The organism is Streptomyces phaeochromogenes, assembly GCF_001418655.1.
Taxonomy (GTDB): Bacteria; Actinomycetota; Actinomycetes; order Streptomycetales; family Streptomycetaceae; genus Streptomyces; species Streptomyces phaeochromogenes.
The window spans coordinates 1-20,730 of the sequence record NZ_LIQZ01000214.1 but is presented as its reverse complement, the minus strand read 5'-3'; the positions used below and the strand labels follow the sequence as shown (position 1 = coordinate 20,730).

Here is a 20,730-nt window from a genome sequence, read left to right as displayed (position 1 = left end):
CTCCCATGAACACCTACGGGTAGTACTTCTGCGTGACGCGGCTCCGCACCTGGCAGGCGATGGGTTGTGGCGGGCACCCCGGTGTATCGATCCATGCACGGGGCGGGAGGGCTCTGGCTTGCTACTGGTTGAAGAGCAACTTGTACTGTTCGATTGCTTGGGTGTGGTCACCGGCGTGATAGTAGTTCTTGGCTTTTGAGGCTCGGCTGACTGCGGTATCGAGCTTGGAAATGGCGTTGGCCTTGGTGGAATCGGACGAGTAGGCGTTGAAGCGTGAACCCAATCCCGTGGGGTCATTCATCGCTGCGAGTTCGATGTCGCGGAGGTTCTTCAGGTATCGATAGATATCGATAGGTAGGACCCACTCTGTTTCGCCGTCCGCGTACTTTGCTGCGCGCATTTCGAGGTAGCAGGACGACACAGGGACAGAGCGCTTATATTTCCATGTTTTCGCCAGGCGGGCTAGTTTCTTTGCCGCACCAGAGTGTTTCTTATTGGCGTCATTGACGTAGGTATTGTGGTCCTTGGGGTGGGACTTCATCCAGTCGCCAGTCTTGGGGTCAGGGATCCAGTAGCCACCACCAACAGCATCGAAGGCCGGGACAACCTCGACGGTCTCGCTCCCCTTGGCAAATTCACAGACAACCGCAGGCCGACTGACGCGCACCGTGGTGTTGGGGTACTTGTCCTTGAGGGCATCGCGAACCTTGTTGAGTGCTGTGGCCTGTGTCGGACGGGAACCCTTAAGGCTTACAATGTAGTCCACATCGCTGTAGAACCACACGCCGGTTCCGTGTTTCAGGGAGCCAGTTTCGAACATTTCTTTCACGCCAAGCCATGAGTCCAGTCGATTCTGGATCCCCCAGCGATGAGTCCGCGCTGCGTCGAAATAGGTGCTGGACGGAGTGTATTTCGACATCAAGTCATTGAGGTAGCCGAGCGTGGTCTCTGCCATTCGTGGTTCCTGCCTTTGATTCGTTCCATGGTGTCTCAAGCCTTCGAGACGCCTATCGGCATCCGGCGATCTCAATGGTGTACTGCCCGGCTTCAGCCTGCGTGCCCGTGACGCTCAGCCTGTGCGACCTTGTCAGCGACACCGGATCGCATGGCCGCCTCATTCTTCTCATGGAATGCGTCGTCGAGCCAGTCGGGGACGTACGGATTGCTCTGGCGAAGGAGCAGGATCTTGTCCTGTATAGAGCGCAATTCTTCATCCGTCGTAACATGTGAACCATCCATGCCTTTTGCCCACATGTCGTTGACCTTGCGCTCAACAGCTTCCTTGGTTCTCGCCGCCTCAAAGTTTGCCTTGATCTGCTCACCCACTTCCTTGAATGGGGCAAGAGACGGGATGATGAGGGAGACAAATATGTCTCCACCTGAAAGGTCAACCAGGCATCCAACGATTGCGACGATCCCGGCCATGGCTACGGCTACTCCTACGAGCATCCATGCCCAAATTAGGTGCATCGTGGCTCCCCAACCGAAACTGGAAGCCTGACAGGTCAATACATCAAACGGGCGGTGGGTCATTCCAGTATCGGTGTACCAGTCCTTATCGCGGGTTCCCTTGTAGCGTGCCGCGGCCTTGGAGATGACGTGCTGAGGGGGATGGTCGGAATGAAGACTGTTCCAAGGCAACTGGAAAACATCGGTGTCGAACTTCTCCTGGGTGGCCGACGCCCGCGTCCGGAACCACTTTTCGATGCTCCCAATGACGAACGAGAGCACCAGCAGAAAGATGCCGCCGCCGCCGCCGATCATGGTACGTAAGCCAGGCTTGGCGAGCGCTACTACGGCACTGGCGATCGCGAGCATGAAGACGGCGGCGACGCGGAGAGTGAACACGATCTTGGCGTCGGTGTAGAGGCGGGCGAACGCGGCAACCATGCGTCGTCTGTCTGTGGTGTTCTGGGAGTCCCAGATTCTAGGTGTGGTCGGTTGTGCCATAACTGTAAGTTTCCGCCCGTGCGGACAACGGCCTCGGTGATTCAGCGGTGCCTGTAGTCCTTGTTATAGAGGATGAATGGGTACACAAACTGACTTCAAAACAGGGGCGTGTTCCCATCATCAGGGGAAAGCGCGAATCTTCCGGAGATGCCACATCAGTAAGGTGACCATGCCAGCCACATGCTGTACTTGCCAAGGAACGAGGTTACGCAGAACTGGGAAGCATGTCGCCTGAGTTGAGTGGGTTCCCGGGAAGATTTCGGGTCCAGTGAGACGGTCGTGGCGCTATGAGTTTTGTGGGGTGGGTGGTGTTACCTAAGGCAGGGTGGGTTTCTGATCCAAGCTGCTACCTGGGGTATCTCGGCTGGTCGAGGGCAGCGGCCGAAGGGTTGGGCGTTGATCGAGGCGAGTCTGACCGAGTGGGACGGTTTTGCGAACGACCAAAATTGGAACGAATGTTCTAGCCTGTCCGTATTCTCGGAAGTCGAGACGTTGGTGCTCCCGTTGCGGTAAGAGAATGGGTGCCGAAGAAGAAGCGCTGAATCGAGGGCTCTGCGAATTGTCCACTCCACCTCCATCTGCCTCACCTCAAGGGGCAAACACGACTAATCCTCCCATCTCGCCCCAAGGTGGAGGTTCTGGTGCTGGTAGCGCAGGGCCGGCGTCAGTGGGCGCCCCAGTACCCGAGCACACGCCTTTGCAGAAACTTGGCACATGGTTTATGTGTGCCGTTGTTTTTGCGATCCTTCCGCCAATTGCGCAATTGGTTCAGGAGACTTCTCTGAAGAATCATCAGGCTCCTGGTTTCTTCGAGTTTTGCGCCCGTGCTGACCTGTATATCGTATGCATGGGTCTAGCGGCTTCGGCGATCGCGCAGGCGCATATGAGAGCCAAAAATGTTCCTCTATTCTGGACACTTTGGAATGTTGCTGTCTTGCTATTTGCAACCTTCCTCGCCGCTGGTGCGGATGACAAGAATATTGATCCAGCGGTTCTCGGCCGAAATTCATTCATCTTGCTCATCACTACACTGCTAAGTGCCGGATTCACGACTTACCTCAGCGAGCGGGGGCCAGCGTAATGGACGCCGAGCTCATTACCACCCTGATTACCGCAGCTCTTGCCGGGGCTTCATTCCTTGGTGCAGTGGTCACGGTTCTCCATGAACGCGGCTTGGAAATCCTGAAGGTTCTGCGGTCCGTGATTGGGCGGAAGGGTGGGAAGTCCAACAAGCCGTAATTGTGAAATTAGGCTTCTCGATGGAGCGAGACTGCGATCGCTTTGATGGTTAGGTTCAGTAAGTTAGGGAGCTATGGATAAGCGGTTGAGATGGTTCGATGAGGGAGCGCCCAAGCTCAGGCACGTGCTTGAACTGCTTGGTGTTGCCGACGAACTCCCGGACGAGGATTTCTATGCTTGTCCGTGCTGTCTAGTGGCCTACCCTCGCGCAGCCGTGGAGGTTGGCCTTCTGACTATCGAGGACGTTCCGCCGAAGAGTGTCGGTGGGCGCCCACTACTTCTGACATGTAAAAGCTGCAACAACACGGCGGGCTCAGATTTTGATTCACACGCAGCAACTAGGGCTGATTCTGATGCCTTCATGCGTGGGCAGGTGACTGGCCGTGAGCTTTCGGCCACGGTCTACATTGATGGCATTCCACTCAGGGGAGTAGCTCAACGGACAGAGAGTGGCGTTCAGATTTTTGGTGTACCGAAGAAGAATGATCCGAAGGTGGAGGCTGCTCACTTTGAGGCGCTTAACGCATACGCCGATAGTGGGGATGACCAGCCTAACTTTTCATTCACCGTACATACTAGATTTGATGAAGTGCGCGCCAGGGTCTCTTGGATTCGTGCGGCGTACCTGGCGGCCTTTGCAGCGTTGGGCTGGGGGTACATCCTCAGAGAGGTGATGGATCCGTTCAGGGACCAGCTCAAGCAGCCAGACGTGAATATCTTGCAGACGTACTTTCTCCGCTCCCCTGGCGCGTCCCCTGACGAGAGGCGGATTATCCTGGTGGAGCGCCCTCGTGAACTTCGTTGCGTGGCTGTCGTTCTCGGTGAGCACACGATCTTTCTTCCCGGTCTATTTGAACCGCTGCCATATGATGAGTTGGTTGAGGCGCTCGCGAGGCGCCGACAGAGTGGCGATCGGCTCAGCATCCAGCTGGATGGGAAAGCAGTTCCTTGGCCAACGCGAGCAACGTATTTCATGGACTAGGCGTTGGGGTGGGGTGCGCAGACCGAGGAGATGCCGGATCGAGGTCGGCAGGGCTCCAAGGTGCCCCTTTATGGGAAGCTGGAGCCAGGATCCACCAGGGGAGGGTCCGATGGGGTTGAGGAAGGGGAGATCACGTGCCGCAGGCGAGTCCGAGAGGTACGTACTTGCAGGTTTCTGAGGTGCTGCGTCAACAGATCGCATCGGGTGACGTTGACACTCTGCCGTCGGAGGCTGCCCTCATGAGTTCGCACGGCGTCTCCCGCAACACCATCCGCCGAGCGCTCAAGACGTTGGAAGCGGACGGAGTTGTTCACTCCGCTCCTGGCATCGGGTGGCGGGTCGTCCGGAGCGGTGACCGCCGCTCCCTGACGGAGCGAATGACTGATCTGATTGCGGAGGATTCTCTCTCCGTGGGCGACACGTACCCGTCGGAAGCGAAACTCTGCGGGCGCTTCGGCGCCTCGCGTACCGCCGTTCGCCGTGTCCTTGCCCAGATGGAGGGAAACGGCCTGCTCGCTACCGTTCACGGCAAGGGGCGAACTGTGCGTGCTCTCCCCACTCCGACCACCCGGCCCTAGTCTTGGCCGCCATGGGACTGACTGAGTGGGCGTACTCGCTCTCCGAATCGCTGCTGTCCGATCCGCTCCCGCGCCGGTGGGCGCACTCGTTGGGGGTTGCCGAGCGCGCTCGCTCCTTGGGCCCGATCATGGGTGACGATGCCGAGTTGCTGGAAGCCGCTGCGGTGCTGCATGACATTGGGTACTCGCCGGCCATCGCCACGACCGGCTTTCACCCCCTGGATGGCGCGCGATTCCTCCGAGACCAAGAGCGGGCAGACAAGCGGGTCGTTCGTCTCGTGGCACACCACTCCTGCGCCCTGCTGGAAGCCGAGGAGCGCGGGCTGAGGCAGGAGCTAGAAGGGGAGTTCGAGCTAGAGCGTCCGGACCTGGTCGACGCCCTGCTGTACTGCGACATGACGACGACGCCCGATGGGACGCCGACCTCCTCGACCGAGCGGATGGATGAGATCGTGCACCGGTACGGCCCAGACACGATCGTCGGGCGGTTCATCCAGCGCGCGGCCCCCGAGATCCATGCGGCGGCGAAGCGTGTTGAGGGCCGGTTGGCGCAGGTCTCCGCCGACAGTCAGCCGATGTAGGGCTCTCGCCGCGTGTCATCGAGGCCGTGGCGGATGCGCAGCATCATCGACGGGTGAATGTCCAGCCCGTCAAGGTCCGCTGGGTCAACCCAGCGGACCTCTTTTGACTCGCTGCTCGTACGCAGGGAACCGCCGACGGGGCGGGCTCGGAAGCAGATGGAGAACTGTTGCCGGACCTCTCCGTCGTCGTACGCCAGTACATGTTCAGGGTCGGTGTAGAGCCCCACGATGCTGTCTACCTCAACGTCAATGCCGGTCTCTTCCGCGACCTCACGGACGGCCGTGTCACCGATGCGCTCGCCGATGTCGTGGCCACCACCGGGCAGTGCCCACAGATCGTTGTCCGTCTTGTGGATGAGCAGCAACCGTCCCCCGTCGTCTCGGACGACCGCGGTGACCGAGGGCACCACCGAGTTGGCGTGAGGAGCGTTCGGGTCGCGGAAGTAGTCGATGCGGCTCATCGGGCAGTGCCTTCCCAATCGGCAGGTTCAGAGATCGGGCGGGCCGATTCCCAGACCTTCTCAACGCTCTCAGCGTAGGCGTCGAAGAGTTCGCCGCCGGGAACGCGTCGCAGGTGCAATACGGGGGCCATGTAGGCGCCCACGCCGTAGAGGTGGCCGTTCGCCAGCATCTCGTCATCGGCCCGGTAGATGGAGTTGTAGAGGGTCGTACCGTGCAACCGGAACTCCACTCCGGGGAGGTCGAAGAGCGGACCGTAGTTGATGAGAGCGTTCCGGATCTTGCCTCCCATCGCTGCGCCGATCCCTTCGTCCTCGCCGCGCACCGCCACGGCCGGCGAAGTGGGCTCTCCCAGGATGAAGCGGATGGGCACTCCGTCGGCCGACTTCTCCTTCACGATGCGGTGGAACGACGCGTCTTCTGTGAGCCAGAACCCGGAGTACACCAACAGGTCAAACTGACGGGTGGCCTTGGCGTAGAGGCTTGTCCAGAGGGTTTGCATGACGACGGATCGGTGTGGATAGAGCCTGACCAACTCCGCGTTGCCAGCGGCCGCGACCTCAGCTGACGTGCGTTCGTCCGGCCACAAGTACGACACCTCGCACCTCAACAGCGATGCTGTTGCGAACTGGAAGCGGCGATATGGCTTGCGCTCGGGTTCGTTGATCCATCGCTCGACCGTCTTGGCCGCGACCCCGAGTCGTTCGGCGACCTCATCGAGCGTGAGGCCCAAGTCCACTATCGCGCCGCGCAGTCGCTCGTTCGCCACGGCCAACCTCCGACTTCCTGGGACGACTTGGTTCGACTTCACGGTAGCTAGGAACGACCTGAGCCGTACAACTGCGAAGTCGATCGTCGCCGCTGCCGACGCCAGTCTGTAGGTGCATCGAGCACGAGGGGCCCGCAGACCTCAAACAGCCGAAGGGCTTGACGGAGCGAACCTCTCTCTGCAAGATGAGGAACACGTAATACATGTTCCTCCTGTTCGAGTCGCGTCAGCGAACCGAACGAGCGCACGACCAGGAGCCCCGCATCGGACGGGGGGAGGCGACCCGGCGCCTTGGCATTCACCGGAGGGCTCAGACCGAAAGGTCACGTCTCCATACGCCTACTTCGAGGCCGGACAGCTCTACCTGACACGGGAGCGCGGTCGCGATGAAGGAGACACGTACCACCTCAACTTCCGCCGCACCTTGGTGCGCCGGCCGGCTGCCCGATCCGCATCTCTCGCAGGTGCGGTGAGGGGGAGCCGCGCTCCGTTGGCTCGCAAGGCACGACCACATCGAGGGGCGGCCGTCTCTCACCACTTCACGACCGCGGCCGTCCCGTTCGCACGTTCCGTGTCCCACTCCAACGCCCCTTTGAGGAGCTTGACCATGACCGAGCGCACCTTTGCCTCGCAGACCTCCGGCCCGATCGTGCTGGGGTTGTCGCTGCCGGTCGGCGACGTCCGTGTGCAGGTGCTCAGCAGCGTCACGACCGCCCGCATCACGCTGCACACCGACGACAGCACGGGGCCCGCGGCCGACGCGGTGAACCGGGCCAGTACCCGCCAGGACGGGCAGGCGCTGGCCATCGAGGTGCCGGAGATGCCGGGCAACGTGATGGTGCAGAGCACCCGCGGCAACCGCATCGTGCAGAGCGTCGGCACGGTCTACGGATCGGTGACCGGCGTGACCGTCATCAACGGCCGCGTGGTCTCCGGCGGCATGGGCAACACCCAGACCGTCAGCCCCATCACGGCCACGGTCATGCTGCCCGTCGGGTCCTCCCTCGCGGTGGTCTCCACTTCCGCGGACGCGTTCGTGTCCGGCGACGTCGACCGGATGGAGTTCCGCTCCGTCTCCGGCGACCTGGACGCCGGGGGCGTCCGGCAGCTCACCGCGAACACCACCTCCGGAGACATCAGCGTCGGTCACGTGAGCGAGCAGGTCGCCGCCTGTTCCGTCTCCGGCGACATCGAGGTGCACCTCTACAACGGCCGCGCCGCGAACCTGAACAGCACCTCCGGCGACATCGCCGTGACGGCCACCGGCGCCGCTTCCGGCACCGTGAGCGCCCACTCCGTCTCCGGTGACGTCCGGATCTCCGGCGCCCGCCACCTGAGCGTGTCCGCGAACAGCCTCTCCGGGCGCGTCCGCAACCGCTGACCCGTACCACCGCCCCGTACGGGGCCGCTCATCTCCTGGGCCGGTCGCCTCTCACCAACCACCGCGACCGGCCCGGCCTTTCCCTGTCCCTCCACCCTCCGGAGATCTTTCATGCGTACGTACATCGGCCGCCAACAGGCCATTTCTGCCGCGGACTTCGCGGAACTGGCGCTCGGTACCCCGGTTGAGCTGTGGCTCGGGGTCGAGGGCGAGAGCGACGAAGAGCGCGCGGCCCGCGAGGACGCGGCGCGCGACATCCTCGCCGATGACCCCGACCTTCCCGACGACCTGATCCGCATGGCCGCGCAGGTCATCGAGGACAACCCGGACCTGTTCGACGTCATCCCGCTGGCCCGCCCCGCCCGGCGCCGCCGCGTGGCACGCAAGGGGGTTGCGGCATGAGCGCCCAGGACACCATGCTCGCCGCCGCGCACGCGGAGGTGAAAGCGGAGATCACGCGGACCGACACCAAGACCGGTCTGCTGCTCGCGTTCGTCGGTGCGGTCCTCGCCGGATCGTGGACGGTCGCCAAGGACATGCCGCTGTCCCTGCCCGCCTGCATCGTGGGCGGTCTCGGGATGGCGCTGTTGGTTGCGGCGGCCGGGCTGTTGCTGCGGTCGGTGCGCCCGAACCTGCGCGGCCGGCACGGCTTTCCGCTGTGGGCCACGCTCACCGCCGAACAGATCACTGCCGCCCTGGCGACCGACCGGGCCGCGGACATTGCGGGCCTGTCCCGCATCGCGGTCGCCAAGTTCACCGGCCTGCGCCGCGCGGTCGACCTGACCTGTGCGGGCGGCGCGCTGCTCATCATCGCGGCCCTGATCACCGTGGGAGGTGCGGCATGAGCGCCACACCCCTCGCCCCCGAGGCGCCCGCGTCCGGGGTGCCGCCGCTGACCAAGCCTGAGATGGGGCTCGCCGGTTTTGGCGCGCTCGCCGCGGCCGGAGTCGGTGCGCTCGGTCTGATCTCCTCCTTCGACGCCGTTTCCGAGGCTGCAACCCGTTGGGGCTTCAGCGAGGCGTGGATGCTGCCAGTCGGCATCGACGTGGCTATCCCGGTGTTCACCGTGGCCAACCTGCTGTTGATCCGGATGGACATGGCGCTCGCCTGGGTGCGGTTCGTGCCCTGGATCCTGACCCTGATCACCTGCGGACTCAACGTCGCCGCCGGACACGACGTGTGGGCGAAGGTTGCGCACGGCACGATGCCGCTGCTGTGGGTGGTGTTCTCCGAGATCGGCGCGCACATCTACGCCGTGCGGATCGGCGCGGCCACCGGCCGCCGCATGGAGAAGATCAGGTTCTCCCGCTGGCTGTTGGCCTTTCCTTCCACGTTCGCGCTGTGGCGCCGGATGACGCTGTGGGAGGTCACCTCCTACACGGAGGCGCTGGCGCGGGAGAAGGAGCGGCAGTTGGCCCGCGCGGACCTGCGCGAACGCTACGGCCGCAAGTGGCGCACGAAGACACCGCGGCGCGAGCGCGTGATGCTGCGCATGGGCGAACTCGCCCCCGCCACCGACCAGGACACTCCTGTACCGGCGCCGGTGGAGAATCGGCCGGCACAACCGTCCGCGGCCACGCCGCGCCCGCGCCGTCAGCCCAAGCCGAAGGCCAAGGGCACTCCGCAGCGCTCCTTTGAAGAGCTGCTGAGCAAGGCGCGCACGCTCACCGCGACGTGGACGGATGCGGAGCTGAACGCGGAAGCCGTCCGTACCGCGGTGCACTGCTCGGCCGCCAACGCCCGCAAGCTCCGAGACGCGCTGAAAGCCGAGCGCGCCAACGACCGCCCGCTGCACGCGGTCGACAACGCCGTTACCGATTCACGTCAGCCTGACGCGACCGACGACATCGGCGAGGGGGCAGCGGCATGAGCACCCTGCCCACGGTCCTGCTGTCCACCCTGCCCCTGATAGCTGCCTGGGCAGCCCACGTCTGGTGGCTACGCACTCGCCTGCACACGGCACGGCGCGACCCGCTCACCGGGTTACGCACCCGCGACGGGTTCACCCGCCGCGCCACGGCCCTGCTCAAAGACCCGCGCGCGGTAGTGGTGCTGGCCGACGTGGACCGCTTCAAGCAGATCAACGACACCCACGGCCACGCCGCCGGCGATGCCCTGTTGAAGGCGACCGCGGAGCGCCTCGCCCGCCACGTCGGCCGGTCCGGGGTGGTGGGACGGCTCGGGGGCGATGAGTTCGCCGCCGTCGTCATCGACGACCACGGGACCACGGGTGACCTGCTCGCCGTCCTGCACGGCGTGCTCGCCCGCCCGGTCGACGGCCAGGACCCGGACATGCACACCACCGTCTCGCTCGGCTGGGTCCGCGCCTCCGACTTCCCCGCGGACGACCTGTCGGGTCTGTTGCGGCGGGCGGATGAGGCGATGTACGCGGCCAAACAGGGCCGCGCCGGACTGCGCCACGCGGGACTGGGCCGACTGTTCGCCACGGTCACCGGCCGCCGCTCCGGCCGCACCGGCGCCCGCACTGACGCACCGGTCGTCGAGGTGGCGGCCTGATGTCCGCCGTCTACGGCAAGTGCTTCGACCCGACCGGCGCCCGCTACGGCGTGCCCACCTACCCGTGGCGCCTCGCCCCGGACGGCTACACCACCCGCCGTCAGCTCCGCGCGAAGGGGCTGCGTCCGGGCGGGCAGCCGATCGCGGCACAGGTGATGCGGGTCAACCGGCGCGCCGGTGGCGTACGCGTCGCATACCTCTACCGCGAGGACCTGGCCAAGCCGGTCCGCCCGATGACCTCTCGCAAGTGGGGTGCGCTCGCGCTGGCGATGCTCGCCCGCCGCACCTGCCCGAGCTGCCAACTGGACGTCGGCTACTGCATCCCCACCTCGTACGGCATCTGTGGCCTGTGCATCGCCCTCGAAGAACAGCGCGCCGCCTGACGGCTGTCCGCAGTTGTCCGCTGAGTTGCGGACAACTGCGGACAGCCGGACCCGTTCCAAATTGCTTGCCGCACTTCATGCTCATCCGCAGGCCCGACCGCTCACCTCCTACAGCGACGGCCGGGCCCGCTCTCCCTCACACCCTGAAGTGGAAGGAACTGTCAGTGAATCACCCCGATGACGACAACGAACTGTTCAACCGGCTGGAAGCCGAGATGGCCGACCCGACCGCCCCGTCCGGGGGCGAGGTGGTCGACCTCGACAAGGCCCGATCCGCCCGCAGCGAGTCGCCCGACCCGACCGCCCGACCCGACACCAACCCGTCGGCCGACTCCGCGCTGGACCGGTCGGCGGTCGAGTCGGCCGACCCGACCGCCCCCGTGATGGTCGACCATCCGACCGCGAAGGCGGCCGGTCCGGGCTACCTCGGTCGCCTGCAAGGCGCCCGCCGCCGGTCGGTCGTTCCCATCTGGCTCAAGTCCCTCGCGGAACTGCGGACCGCGTCGGCGTGGGTGGCCCGCCACTACGCACACTCGGTCGGCTATCACGCACTGCGCTCCCCGGTCTACGCCGCCCGCCTCACCTTCCAGGCGCCGTCCGGTGCCGCGAAGTTCGTGGGCGCCACGATGCGGTGGGTGGCCGACCGTGAGGGTGAGCCGGTGCGACTCGCCGCGGTCCGGCGCGAGGACGCAGCCGAGTACCTGAAGCTGTCCCGGCAGCGGGATGGTCGGGTCCGGCTGCGCACCCTGGTGGCCGTGCTGGCGATGTTCATCGGGCTCGGCTCCGCGCTGGCTATCTACGTGCTCGCTCCGGGCTGGCTTCAGGCCGTGTCGGTCGGTGCGGTCACGCTGGCGCTCGGGGGCGCCGGACGTAAGGCTGATGCTCCGGTCATCCACAAGGCTGTGGAGCTGCCCACCGCGGTCAAGCTCACCAGTGACATCGTGCTGCGGGCCCTGGGTGCGCTCGGCATTCCCGCGATCAATCAGGCGCAGGGCAAGGGTCGGGACGGGTTCGCGTTCACCGCGCCCATCACCCGGGATGGTCCCGGCTGGCGTGCGGAGGGTGACCTCCCGTACGGGGTGACGGTCACGGACGTGATGGACCGCCGCGAGCGCCTCGCCTCCGGCCTGCGCCGCCCGCTCGGCTGCGTGTGGCCCGAAGCGGTCCCGGATGAGCACACCGGGCGTCTCGTGCTGTGGGTGGGCGATCAGGACATGTCCAAGACCAAGGCACCTGCGTGGCCGCTGGCCAAGGCGGGCGCGGTGGATCTGTTCAAGCCTGCCGCGTTCGCCACCGACCAGCGCGGACGCTGGGTCGACATCACCCTGATGTACATCGCGGGCGTCATCGGCGCGATCCCGCGCATGGGCAAAACCTTCCTGCTCAGGCTGCTCATGCTCATCGCAGCCTTGGACCCGCGGGCGGAGCTGCACACCTACGACATGAAGGGCACCGGCGACCTTGACCCGGTCGGCGACGCGGTCGCCTACCGGCACCGCGCCGGCGAGGACGAAGAGGACTTCGAATACGCGCTCGCCGACATGCGCGAGGTCCGCGGCGAACTGCGCCGCCGCGCCAAGGTGATCCGCTCCCTGCCCCGGGACATCTGCCCCGAGTCGAAGGTGACCAGCGAACTCGCTGACAAGCCCTCTTTGGGTCTGCACCCGATCGTGATCGGGGTGGACGAGTGCCAGAAGTGGTTCGAACACCCCAAGTACGGCGCGGAGTTCGAGGAGATCTGCACGGACCTGGTCAAGCGCGGCCCGGCCACCGGGATCGTGCTCCTGCTCGCCACGCAGCGCCCGGACGCCAAGTCGCTGCCTACCGGCATCAGCGCGAACGCGTCGGCCCGGTGGTGCCTGAAGGTCATGGGCCAGCTGGAGAACGACATGGTCCTCGGTACGTCCTCGTACAAGCGGGGTGTGCGGGCCACCATGTTCAGCTGGGCCGACAAGGGCATCTGCTACTTCGTCGGCGAGGGAGCGGACGCCCGCATCGTGCGGTCCGTGTTCGTCGACGCGGTCGAAGCGGAGCGCATTGCGCTGCGGGCCCGCGCGGTCCGCGAGAAGGCGGGCACGCTCGCCGGATACGCCCTCGGGCAGGAGCCGGAGACCAGCGTCAGCGCAGGCTACGACCTGCTCGCCGACATCCTCGCCGTCGTCCCGGCCAAGGAACTCAAGGTGTGGTCCGAGACGGTCGTGTCCCGGCTCGCCGAACTGCGCCCCGACGTCTACGAGGGATGGGACCCCGACGCGCTCGCCGCGGCGCTCAAGCCGCACGGCATCGCCACCATCCAGGTCGGCCGCCGCGTGGACGGCAAGGTCGTCAACCGGCGCGGCATCGAGCGTGCCCACATCACGGCCGCGATTGCGGAGCGTGACGGAAAGCGGGACGCGGGCTGAGCTTCCGGGGTCGCTAGCGCTAGCGGCACCCCCCGCTAACGTTAGCGACCCCGCTAGCGCCTCAAACCTGCTGTGATCAGGCCGCTAGCGGATAGCGGCCCACCTGCGGAAACCCCTGAAACCCGCCCGGAGGGCCCGCCATGACCCCTGCCCTGCTCGCTATCGCCCTCATTCTCGGCGTAACAATCTGTTACGCCACGGTGTGTGCGTCCTCGCCGTTCGGCAACTGCCGCAAGTGCCGCGGCATGGGCCACGCGCTCAAGACCGACCGCAAGGGACGGCCCAAGCGCGGCAAGGACTGCCGCCGCTGCAAGGCCACCGGCAAGCGCATACGTGTGGGCCGCTGGCTCTACAACCGGTGGGCCCGCATCTACCGCGCGGGCACTGGCTGAGCATGCGGCCGGCGACCGCCCGTCATGAGACGGACCCCGCATCAAGCAGACGCTAGGTGGGCGCGGTCGCTGGTCATCGCCCCGAACTTGCCAGCACCCGGGGCCCACGGAACGTATCAACCCTTCCACCTCGCCCGAAAGCGAGATTCGCCATGGCCGTGACCATCTCTCTCGCCCTGCTCTTCGGCTTCGTGCTGTTCATGCTGCTGCGCTCCAAGACCCTCGGAGCGGGCTCCGCGTTCGTCGCCGTGATGTTCGGCTTCTACCTCGCCTCCACCGGCGCCGCCTCCACCGTCAACGAACTCATGAGCGCTGTGGTCAGCGCGCTCCCGGACCTGTAGGAGACCGCCGTGAATGAGCAGATCGTGGCGCGCCACTGGCTCGCCCTCATCGCCCCCAAAGCCGCGCCCGCGCTCGCCACGTCCACGGTGCTGATCCTGGCGCGGATCTGGAACGCGAATGGCGCCGAACACTCCGTCGGCAACGCCGTGTTGATGACCGCGCTGTCCCTCGCCGCTGCGGCGGCCGGAGCGTGCGCGAGCGTCGGCCGCGCCGGAGACCCCGTCATCGCCGGGACCGCGTTCGCCGCTTCCGGCGGGCTCGCGCTGGCGGGTGTGGCCGGGTACGCCGACGGCCTCTCGCTGCCGTTGCTGCTCTGGGCGCTTGCCACGGCCGTCGCCTACGGGCTCGCCGCTCGGTACTGGCGACAGGACCGCCGCACGCGCGTTTCGTACGAGCGGCGCGTGAGCGAGCGGCGCGAGGAGCGCGCCCACGTCGAGCGTGTCGAGACGATCCGCGGCAGCACACAGATCGAGGTGGCCCGCACTGGCGCCGCCTACGCCGAATCCCTCGCGCAGGCGCTCACCGCCCGCGCGATGCTGCCCGGCTTCGACCCCGCGGCCCTGGAGACCGCGGGCCTGCCCGAACTCCCCACCGCTGGAAGGAAGTCCGCATGAGTCGCCGCGCCCTGCCCCGGCTGCGTATCCAGGTGACCGGTGGGTGGCTCCGCCGGACGCTGGTGCTGACCGACACGCCCCGGCCGAACTGCCGGGAGTGTGAGCGCGACGGTGGTTTCGAGTACGACTACGGCGACCACAACGGCGAGTACGCCGGTACCGAGTGGGACCCCTGCACGTGCTGGAACGAACACCGCCGCTGGACATTGTTGCCCCTGCCGCGCCTTCCCCGGTGGCTGCGACGACGCCGCACCGTCCGCGACCCGTGGGCACCGGACGGCTACAGCAACGAACCGCCCTTCTAGACGTGCCCGGGCGGGCGCCTCTCACCACAAGACCGCGCCCGCCCGGTTCTCCCTGTCCCTCCAACAGAACGCAGGAGAACCCCAGCATGACACCTGACCGCACCACCATGCCGCCCCACGGCATGCATCCGGCAGGAAGCCATCACCTCGCAACCGCCCTGGATCTCGCCGCGGCCGGTGTGCCGGCACTCCCGCTGCGGGCGGGCAAGCTGCCGTTCGGCAACTGCCGAACCTGTGCCAAGAACGCCTGCGGCGGGCGGCCGAACATGAAGCACGCAGGCACCTGCCACTGCCCCTCGGTATGCCACGCGTGGGCCGCCGCAACCACCGACCCGAGCGTCATCACCTCGCCCGCATGGGCCGCGGCGTGGCGACAGGCCGCGGCCGTCGCCTACCACCCGGGCGGGGTCGGCCTGACGGTCGTGGACCTCGACAACACGGACGCCCTCGCGTGGGCCAGGGCGACACTGCCCGTCACGCGGACCGTGCCGACCACTCGCGGTGAGCACTGGATCTACCGCGGCGCCATGCAGTCGGCCAACGCGGTGCGGCCGGGCGTGGACATCAAGTCCCGTATGGCCTACGCCCGTTGGCTGGGACCCGGCACCGGCACCATGACCGTGCTGCCGTCTGCCGTCCGTGCGCTGGTCGTGAAGGAAGAGACCACCCCTCCGCGCGGCGAGGTGGTCTCTTCCCTCCCCGGGCGCGCCACGTGGGACCGGACGGTTGCCACCGGATGCCGCCATACCGAGCCGTACGTGCGCACCGGCCTGGACCGCGGTCTCGCCCTCGTGCGCGCCCGCACCGAATCCGGCGCCGCCTCACGGGCGTTCGGCGTCGCCCGGTTCCTCGCCACGCAGCACGCACAGTGCCCCGGACCGTGCGGACTGGACGCCCTCGGATGGCAGATCGTCGCCGCGGCCGTCTCCGTCGGCGTCCCCGAGCCCTACGCCCACCGCGCGGTCACCAACGGTCTCCGGACGGCCGAAAGCGGCGCGGCATGACCATCAAGCCCGCCAATACTCCCAAAGAGTCTCAGAACGCCACACAGCGCCTATCGCAGGCGGCCATGGGTGGCCGACAGGACGTCGCCGAAGGCGTCCGCACTGCTGTTGGTTCTGGCTCGCAAACGGTCACCGTCACCGGCATCACCCCGGGTGTTCAGATCCGGTGCGTGGGCGTACCGGTCGCGGACTGGCTCTGTGCCTGCGGGCGTCACGAACGAGCCCGCGGCCGTGCCGTCGGCATCTGCCCGCACGCCACCACCGTCGGAGGGAGGGCGGTCTCATGACCACACAGCCTGTGGGCAACCCCGATCTGTGGGACGGACTGTCCACCTCGGAAGAGCCACCCCCACCTGTGTGGGAGGACCCCGTTCCCCTCGCCGGACCGCGCAAGCTCGCCGCGTTCCCGGTCGGCTCGCTGCCGTCCTGGCTGCGGGAGTTCGTGGCCGCGGTCGCAGAGGAGACCCAAACTCCGGTAGACCTCGCCGGATGCGTCGCGCTGTCTGTGCTGGCCACCGCGGCCGGTGGCCGGTCGGTGGTGCAGGTACGCGGGCACTGGCGCGAGCCCACCAACCTCTACGTTGTCGTCTCGCTGCCACCCGCCAACCGCAAATCGGCCGTGTTCGGCCTGCTCACCGACCCGCTGTACGAGGCGGAACAGCAACTGCGCACGCTGACCCAACCGGCCATCGTGGAAGCCGAGATGACCGCACGCCTCGCCAAGGAGGCGGCCGACAAGGCCACCACCAAAGCAGCCACCGCGAACGGCGACGAGCGTGACGAGATGGTGGCCACCGCGATCGCGCTGGCGCAGACCGCGGACAGCGTCAGCGTGCCGGCCAAACCACAGTTGCTCGCAGACGACACCACCGCCGAGACGGTCACCTCACGCATGGCAGAGCAGGGCGGCCGGATCGCCGTCATGTCCGCCGAGGGCGACATCTTCGACATCATCGCCGGACGCTACTCCGGCAAGCCCAACATGGGAGTCTTCCTCAAAGGCCACGCCGGAGACCGCCTCAAGGTCGACCGGCAGACCCGCGAGGAATACATCGAACACCCCGCCCTCACCATGGGCCTGTGCGTCCAGCCACAGGTACTGGACGACATCGGGCGCCAGGACGGATTCAAGGGCCGCGGCCTGCTCGGCAGGTTCCTCTACTCCGTGCCCGAGTCGCTGGTCGGCCGCCGCAAGATTGAACCGGACCCCATCCCCGAGCAGGTGATGGAGACCTACCGGCGCCATGTCCTGGACCTGACGCTGTTCCTCGCCGAGTGGACCGACCCCGCCGTCATCCAGCTCACCCCCGAGGCAGTCGCCACCCTCACCGCCTTTCAGGCGCGGGTGGAGCCGATGCTGGAAGCCCGCGGCGGGATCATGGGGCAGATCGGGGACTGGGGTGGCAAGTTGGTCGGTGCCGCCGCACGCATGGCCGCCCTGCTCCACCTCGCCGAACACCTCACCAAAGGGCACACGGTGCCCGTGGCGGAAGCGACCATGCGCGACGCGATCGCGCTGGCCGAGTACTTCATCAGCCACAGCCTCGCCGCGTTCGACTCCATGGGCGCCGACCGCGTCGCGGAACGGGCCCGCACTGTGCTGGAAGCGCTGCGCACCCACGGGTGGCGTGAGGTCAGCAAGCGCGACCTGATGGTCAAGCTCTCCCGCTCCGAGTTCCGCACCGCCAATGACTTGGATCCAGTGTTGGCGCTGTTGGAAGACCACGGGTACGTGCGCGCCCAAGCCGTCCAGCGGACCGGAGGACGCGGCCGGCCGCCCTCCCCGCGCTACCTGGTCCACCCCCGCCTGACCAACCCGACCGCCTGACCCCGCCACAGAAACCACAGAATCGCAGAAATACCCCCGGCGAGCCCCTGACCAGCGCAGACAGCCGCGTCAGGGGCTTGCAGGGTGCTGCCACAGAAACGAACCGAGAAGCCACAGAAATAGCCGGGCACCGGACCCGCCAGACCGGATTTCTATTTCTGTGGAGCTTTCCGCGATTTCTGTGGCAGCCCACACCGCGCGGCATCACCGCAGGTCAGCCCACCAATCCAGGGTTTCTGTGTATTTCGTGGTTTCTGTGACGGCTCTCGGCTGGTCTCACCACCTTCCCTTGCCCTCTTGCTCAAGGAGGAGTCGTGGCCAAGCCCCGCGACGAGATGCTCACCATCCCCGAAGTGATCGAAGAGATAGGTGTACCGCGAGCGACGTTCTACCGCTGGCGGCAGTACAAGAAGGGCCCGAAGTCCATCAAGCTCCCGAACGGTGCAGTGCGAATCCGGCGGTCCGAACTGAGCCGGTGGCTCCAGACGTTGGAGGAGACTGCGTGACGAAGGGCGCCGACAGTCGGGCCGAGCAGAACAACAGCTCAGCCCCGGATGGGTTTTCTCTCGATGTCCGCTTGTGGAAGGTGTCCAAGGCGCAGAGCAAGACCCGTCCCTACCAACTGCGTTGGAAAGTCGGAGGGAAGGTCAGTAGCGCAACCTTCGCCACGGTGGCTCTCGCGGATAGTCGTAGATCTGATCTGTGGCAGGCGATGCGCCGTGGCGAGGCATTCCGCATCACGGACGGTCTACCTGAATCCGAGGTACGAGCCGAGGCCAGCGCGGAGCAAGCCCGTGAGGAACTGGCCTGGTTCGTGTTCTGTCGCGAGTACATGGAGATGCGCTGGCCGACCGCCGCGGCCAAGACCCGTGAGGGAATCGCTGACGGGCTCGCCGCGGTGACGCTGGCACTGGTGGAGCAGGAACAGAAAATGCCGTCACCGGAAGAGTTGCGTCTTGCCTTCCGGTGGGCGGTCATTCCCAAGAACGCCGAACTTGACCCGCCGGAGGAACTTGAGGACGCCTACGGGTGGATATCCAAGAGGTCGCTTCTCGTCTCCTCATTGGAAGACCCGAAGGTTCTTCGCGATGTCCAGTATCGGATCTCCTTCAAACTGGACGGCAACCCAGCGGCGGGGGAGACCTCCCGTCGCCGGCGGCGCGCGCTCAACACCGCGGTTGAATACGCCATCGAGCGCAAGCTTCTGACGGAGAATCCACTCACCGCTATCAAGAGGGTGAAGAGTGCTTCATCGGACCGAGTGGACCCCCGCGTTCTCGTGAACAAGACGCAGGCTGCTCAACTCCTCGCCTCGGTCTCGTACGTCGGAACTTGGGACCGCAAGAAGGGTCGGCGCCTGGTGGGCTTCTATGCGGTCATGTACTTCGCGGGGCTCCGCCCAAGCGAGGCCGTGGGACTCAGCAAGGCTGATTGCTTCCTTCCGGAGAAGGGGTGGGGCGTTCTGACGCTTCACGACACGCACCCCGTGTCGGGCAAGCAGTGGACAGACAGCGGAGAACGCCACGACAAGCGCGGCCTGAAGTCGAGGGAGGCCAAGGAAGACCGGCCGGTCCCGATCCCCCCGCCGCTCGTGGCCATACTCCGTGCCCATCTGAAGGAGTTCGGCACAGCCAAGGATGGGCGGCTCTTCACAAACGAGCGGGGTGGACTTGTGGGTAGCAGCACCTATTGGCGCGTGTGGCGGGACGCTCGCGAGTACGCCCTGTCGCCGGACCTTCAGGCGTCCATTCTCGGAGGGAGGCCGTACGACCTGCGGCACACATGCATCACGACGTGGCTGAACGCTGGCGTGCCCGTGGCTGAGGTTGCCCGGAGGGTCGGCAATTCGCCTGAGGTAATCCACCGCGTCTACGAGGGGTGCATCTACGGCCAGGAGGAGGCTATGAACAAGAAGATCGAAAAGGAACTGGCGTGGCCGCAGGTGTAGCTGAGGTGATCGGGCCGTCGGAGCAGATCCAGGTTGAAAGCGGACCCTTGAGGTCGCCAACGCGGTGCACCTTGGTTCAGAAACCCTGGTGCACCACCCAAGGCGAGGGCATGATGAGTGCACTTGAATTGACCATAGGGGGCGAAATGGCGGGAGCCGAGGTCGCCGTAGCGAAGGCAGGGGCCGCAGTTCTCAAGGGAGTCGCGAGTCAAGCACTCGGGACGCCCTCGTGGCCCAATATGCACGCAGCACTCATAGAGCTTCACGAGATCTTGCGTGAATGGTGTGGGGCAGCAGAACGAACGAGTGAAGCTGTCGCCCTGTTGGGGCAGCTGAGGTTGCCGGAGGCCCGTTCTGCTTACCTCAGGTCAAATGTCCGCAGGGGCGTATTCGCGAGGGTTGGCGTCGCGCAGGGTGGCGGCTGGGTGATCAGGGTGCAAGGCGACATTGACTCGGTGCTGAAGCCTTCGGCTCCGGTACTGCAACGGTGGAGTGGTGCTAAGCGCCGGCAAGCCGCCAGGCGTTCTCTTCATACCCTGATGGACATCTACTGTCCTGGACTGTTGTTTGACTTTGAGTGCGCGGTAAGCGCTAGATCGCAGTGGGTGGACGAGCATTGCCGTGCCGTCAATGAGGCGCTTAAGCGCGGACTCGGTGACAGCGATTTCGATGCGATGGCCGCGCAGATGCAGACCACGCTCGAGAGTCTCACCTCGGTGCGACAGCAGCTCCTTGTGTTGATTCAGGAGTGCTACCCCTTGGGAGAAGGGGCTGACTGAGGGCTCCGGCAATGCGCCTTCGGCAGTCGCCTGCGAGCTTGGGCGGGAGCGTCAAGCGAGGAGTGATCGGCGCGGGATGTCGTAGGGCAGCCGTGGTGGTTACGGGGCTCTATCGCAGGTCTATCGCGATCAGTGCGTAACAACGACAAAGAGCGGGACCCAGTGAGACTGGTTCCCGCTCTTCATGCTCGGCACATGCGCTGGTCAGCCTCATGATCTGGCTGGTTGAAGCGAAGTGCCCCCGGCAGGATTCGAACCTGCGCACACGGCTCCGGAG

General features: G+C 65.8%; 23 protein-coding genes. 19 read left to right on the top strand and 4 right to left on the bottom strand.

What is annotated here, in order from left to right; all coding sequences use genetic code 11:
• Positions 1–121: 121 nt before the first annotated feature.
• Positions 122–955, bottom strand: coding sequence for an SMODS domain-containing nucleotidyltransferase (locus AOK17_RS50855; RefSeq protein WP_157881404.1), 834 nt, complete (start codon positions 953–955; stop codon positions 122–124).
• A gap of 92 nt (positions 956–1,047) precedes the next feature.
• Entirely contained in the window at positions 1,048–1,950 is a 903-nt protein-coding gene (locus tag AOK17_RS27345) for an S-4TM family putative pore-forming effector (RefSeq protein ID WP_281198641.1), read from the bottom strand.
• A gap of 1,363 nt (positions 1,951–3,313) precedes the next feature.
• On the opposite strand from AOK17_RS27345, the gene AOK17_RS50850 reads away from it, so the two are divergent.
• The 3 genes from AOK17_RS50850 to AOK17_RS27330 all read left to right on the top strand — a co-directional run bounded on the left by AOK17_RS50850 (position 3,314) and on the right by AOK17_RS27330 (position 5,330).
• Positions 3,314–4,171, top strand: a complete 858-nt coding sequence (locus AOK17_RS50850; protein ID WP_157881403.1) for a hypothetical protein — start codon at positions 3,314–3,316, stop codon at positions 4,169–4,171.
• Between the two features lie 134 nt (positions 4,172–4,305).
• A complete protein-coding gene (locus AOK17_RS27335) occupies positions 4,306–4,749 on the top strand; it encodes a GntR family transcriptional regulator (RefSeq protein ID WP_055615212.1) in 444 nt (147 codons plus the stop codon).
• 11 nt (positions 4,750–4,760) lie between these two features.
• On the top strand, positions 4,761–5,330 hold the full coding sequence (locus AOK17_RS27330) for an HD domain-containing protein (protein WP_206190841.1): 570 nt from the start codon (positions 4,761–4,763) through the stop codon (positions 5,328–5,330).
• Here AOK17_RS27330 and AOK17_RS27325 read toward each other — a convergent pair.
• The gene (locus tag AOK17_RS27325) at positions 5,318–5,791 is read right to left on the bottom strand and encodes an NUDIX domain-containing protein (RefSeq protein WP_055615210.1); all 474 of its coding nucleotides are present in this window, start codon (positions 5,789–5,791) and stop codon (positions 5,318–5,320) included. The two genes, AOK17_RS27330 and AOK17_RS27325, sit on opposite strands and share 13 nt — an antisense overlap.
• On the bottom strand, positions 5,788–6,558 hold the full coding sequence (locus AOK17_RS27320; protein ID WP_055615209.1) for a helix-turn-helix domain-containing protein: 771 nt from the start codon (positions 6,556–6,558) through the stop codon (positions 5,788–5,790). The genes AOK17_RS27325 and AOK17_RS27320 overlap by 4 nt, the downstream gene beginning before the upstream one ends.
• Positions 6,559–7,165: 607 nt before the next feature.
• On the opposite strand from AOK17_RS27320, the gene AOK17_RS27315 reads away from it, so the two are divergent.
• The 16 genes from AOK17_RS27315 to AOK17_RS50845 all read left to right on the top strand — a co-directional run bounded on the left by AOK17_RS27315 (position 7,166) and on the right by AOK17_RS50845 (position 20,453).
• Positions 7,166–7,939, top strand: a complete 774-nt coding sequence (locus AOK17_RS27315) for a DUF4097 family beta strand repeat-containing protein (protein ID WP_055615208.1) — start codon at positions 7,166–7,168, stop codon at positions 7,937–7,939.
• Positions 7,940–8,050: 111 nt separating this feature from the next.
• The gene (locus AOK17_RS27310) at positions 8,051–8,341 is read left to right on the top strand and encodes a hypothetical protein (protein WP_055615207.1); all 291 of its coding nucleotides are present in this window, start codon (positions 8,051–8,053) and stop codon (positions 8,339–8,341) included.
• Positions 8,338–8,784 carry a Pycsar system effector family protein gene (locus AOK17_RS27305; RefSeq protein ID WP_055615206.1) on the top strand — a complete coding sequence of 149 codons (447 nt, stop codon included), beginning with the start codon at positions 8,338–8,340 and terminating at the stop codon, positions 8,782–8,784. The genes AOK17_RS27310 and AOK17_RS27305 overlap by 4 nt, the downstream gene beginning before the upstream one ends.
• A 62-nt stretch (positions 8,785–8,846) precedes the next feature.
• Positions 8,847–9,809, top strand: coding sequence for a DUF2637 domain-containing protein (locus AOK17_RS27300; RefSeq protein WP_425424641.1), 963 nt, complete (start codon positions 8,847–8,849; stop codon positions 9,807–9,809).
• Complete coding sequence (locus tag AOK17_RS27295; RefSeq protein ID WP_055615204.1) at positions 9,806–10,456, top strand: GGDEF domain-containing protein; 651 nt, start codon at positions 9,806–9,808, stop codon at positions 10,454–10,456. Before AOK17_RS27300 ends, AOK17_RS27295 begins: the two co-directional genes overlap by 4 nt.
• Positions 10,456–10,839, top strand: coding sequence for an RRQRL motif-containing zinc-binding protein (locus tag AOK17_RS27290; protein ID WP_055615203.1), 384 nt, complete (start codon positions 10,456–10,458; stop codon positions 10,837–10,839). Before AOK17_RS27295 ends, AOK17_RS27290 begins: the two co-directional genes overlap by 1 nt.
• A 164-nt stretch (positions 10,840–11,003) precedes the next feature.
• Entirely contained in the window at positions 11,004–13,241 is a 2,238-nt protein-coding gene (locus AOK17_RS27285; protein WP_055615202.1) for an FtsK/SpoIIIE domain-containing protein, read from the top strand.
• A 140-nt stretch (positions 13,242–13,381) separates the two neighbouring features.
• Entirely contained in the window at positions 13,382–13,633 is a 252-nt protein-coding gene (locus AOK17_RS27280) for a hypothetical protein (RefSeq protein WP_055615201.1), read from the top strand.
• 152 nt (positions 13,634–13,785) lie between these two features.
• On the top strand, positions 13,786–13,974 hold the full coding sequence (locus AOK17_RS27275; RefSeq protein ID WP_055615200.1) for a hypothetical protein: 189 nt from the start codon (positions 13,786–13,788) through the stop codon (positions 13,972–13,974).
• 9 nt (positions 13,975–13,983) lie between these two features.
• Complete coding sequence (locus AOK17_RS27270) at positions 13,984–14,589, top strand: hypothetical protein (protein WP_055615199.1); 606 nt, start codon at positions 13,984–13,986, stop codon at positions 14,587–14,589.
• The gene (locus AOK17_RS27265; protein ID WP_245697392.1) at positions 14,586–14,894 is read left to right on the top strand and encodes a hypothetical protein; all 309 of its coding nucleotides are present in this window, start codon (positions 14,586–14,588) and stop codon (positions 14,892–14,894) included. The genes AOK17_RS27270 and AOK17_RS27265 overlap by 4 nt, the downstream gene beginning before the upstream one ends.
• A gap of 86 nt (positions 14,895–14,980) precedes the next feature.
• A complete protein-coding gene (locus AOK17_RS27260) occupies positions 14,981–15,898 on the top strand; it encodes a bifunctional DNA primase/polymerase (protein ID WP_425424640.1) in 918 nt (305 codons plus the stop codon).
• Between the two features lie 283 nt (positions 15,899–16,181).
• Positions 16,182–17,726 (top strand): YfjI family protein, encoded by a 1,545-nt coding sequence (locus tag AOK17_RS27255; RefSeq protein ID WP_169801955.1) that lies wholly within the window; start codon positions 16,182–16,184, stop codon positions 17,724–17,726.
• Positions 17,727–18,040: 314 nt separating this feature from the next.
• Positions 18,041–18,232 carry a helix-turn-helix transcriptional regulator gene (locus AOK17_RS27250; RefSeq protein ID WP_055615198.1) on the top strand — a complete coding sequence of 64 codons (192 nt, stop codon included), beginning with the start codon at positions 18,041–18,043 and terminating at the stop codon, positions 18,230–18,232.
• The gene (locus AOK17_RS27245) at positions 18,229–19,674 is read left to right on the top strand and encodes a tyrosine-type recombinase/integrase (protein ID WP_169801954.1); all 1,446 of its coding nucleotides are present in this window, start codon (positions 18,229–18,231) and stop codon (positions 19,672–19,674) included. Before AOK17_RS27250 ends, AOK17_RS27245 begins: the two co-directional genes overlap by 4 nt.
• A 425-nt stretch (positions 19,675–20,099) precedes the next feature.
• Positions 20,100–20,453 (top strand): hypothetical protein, encoded by a 354-nt coding sequence (locus AOK17_RS50845; protein ID WP_157881402.1) that lies wholly within the window; start codon positions 20,100–20,102, stop codon positions 20,451–20,453.
• The last annotated feature ends 277 nt before the right edge of the window (positions 20,454–20,730 follow it).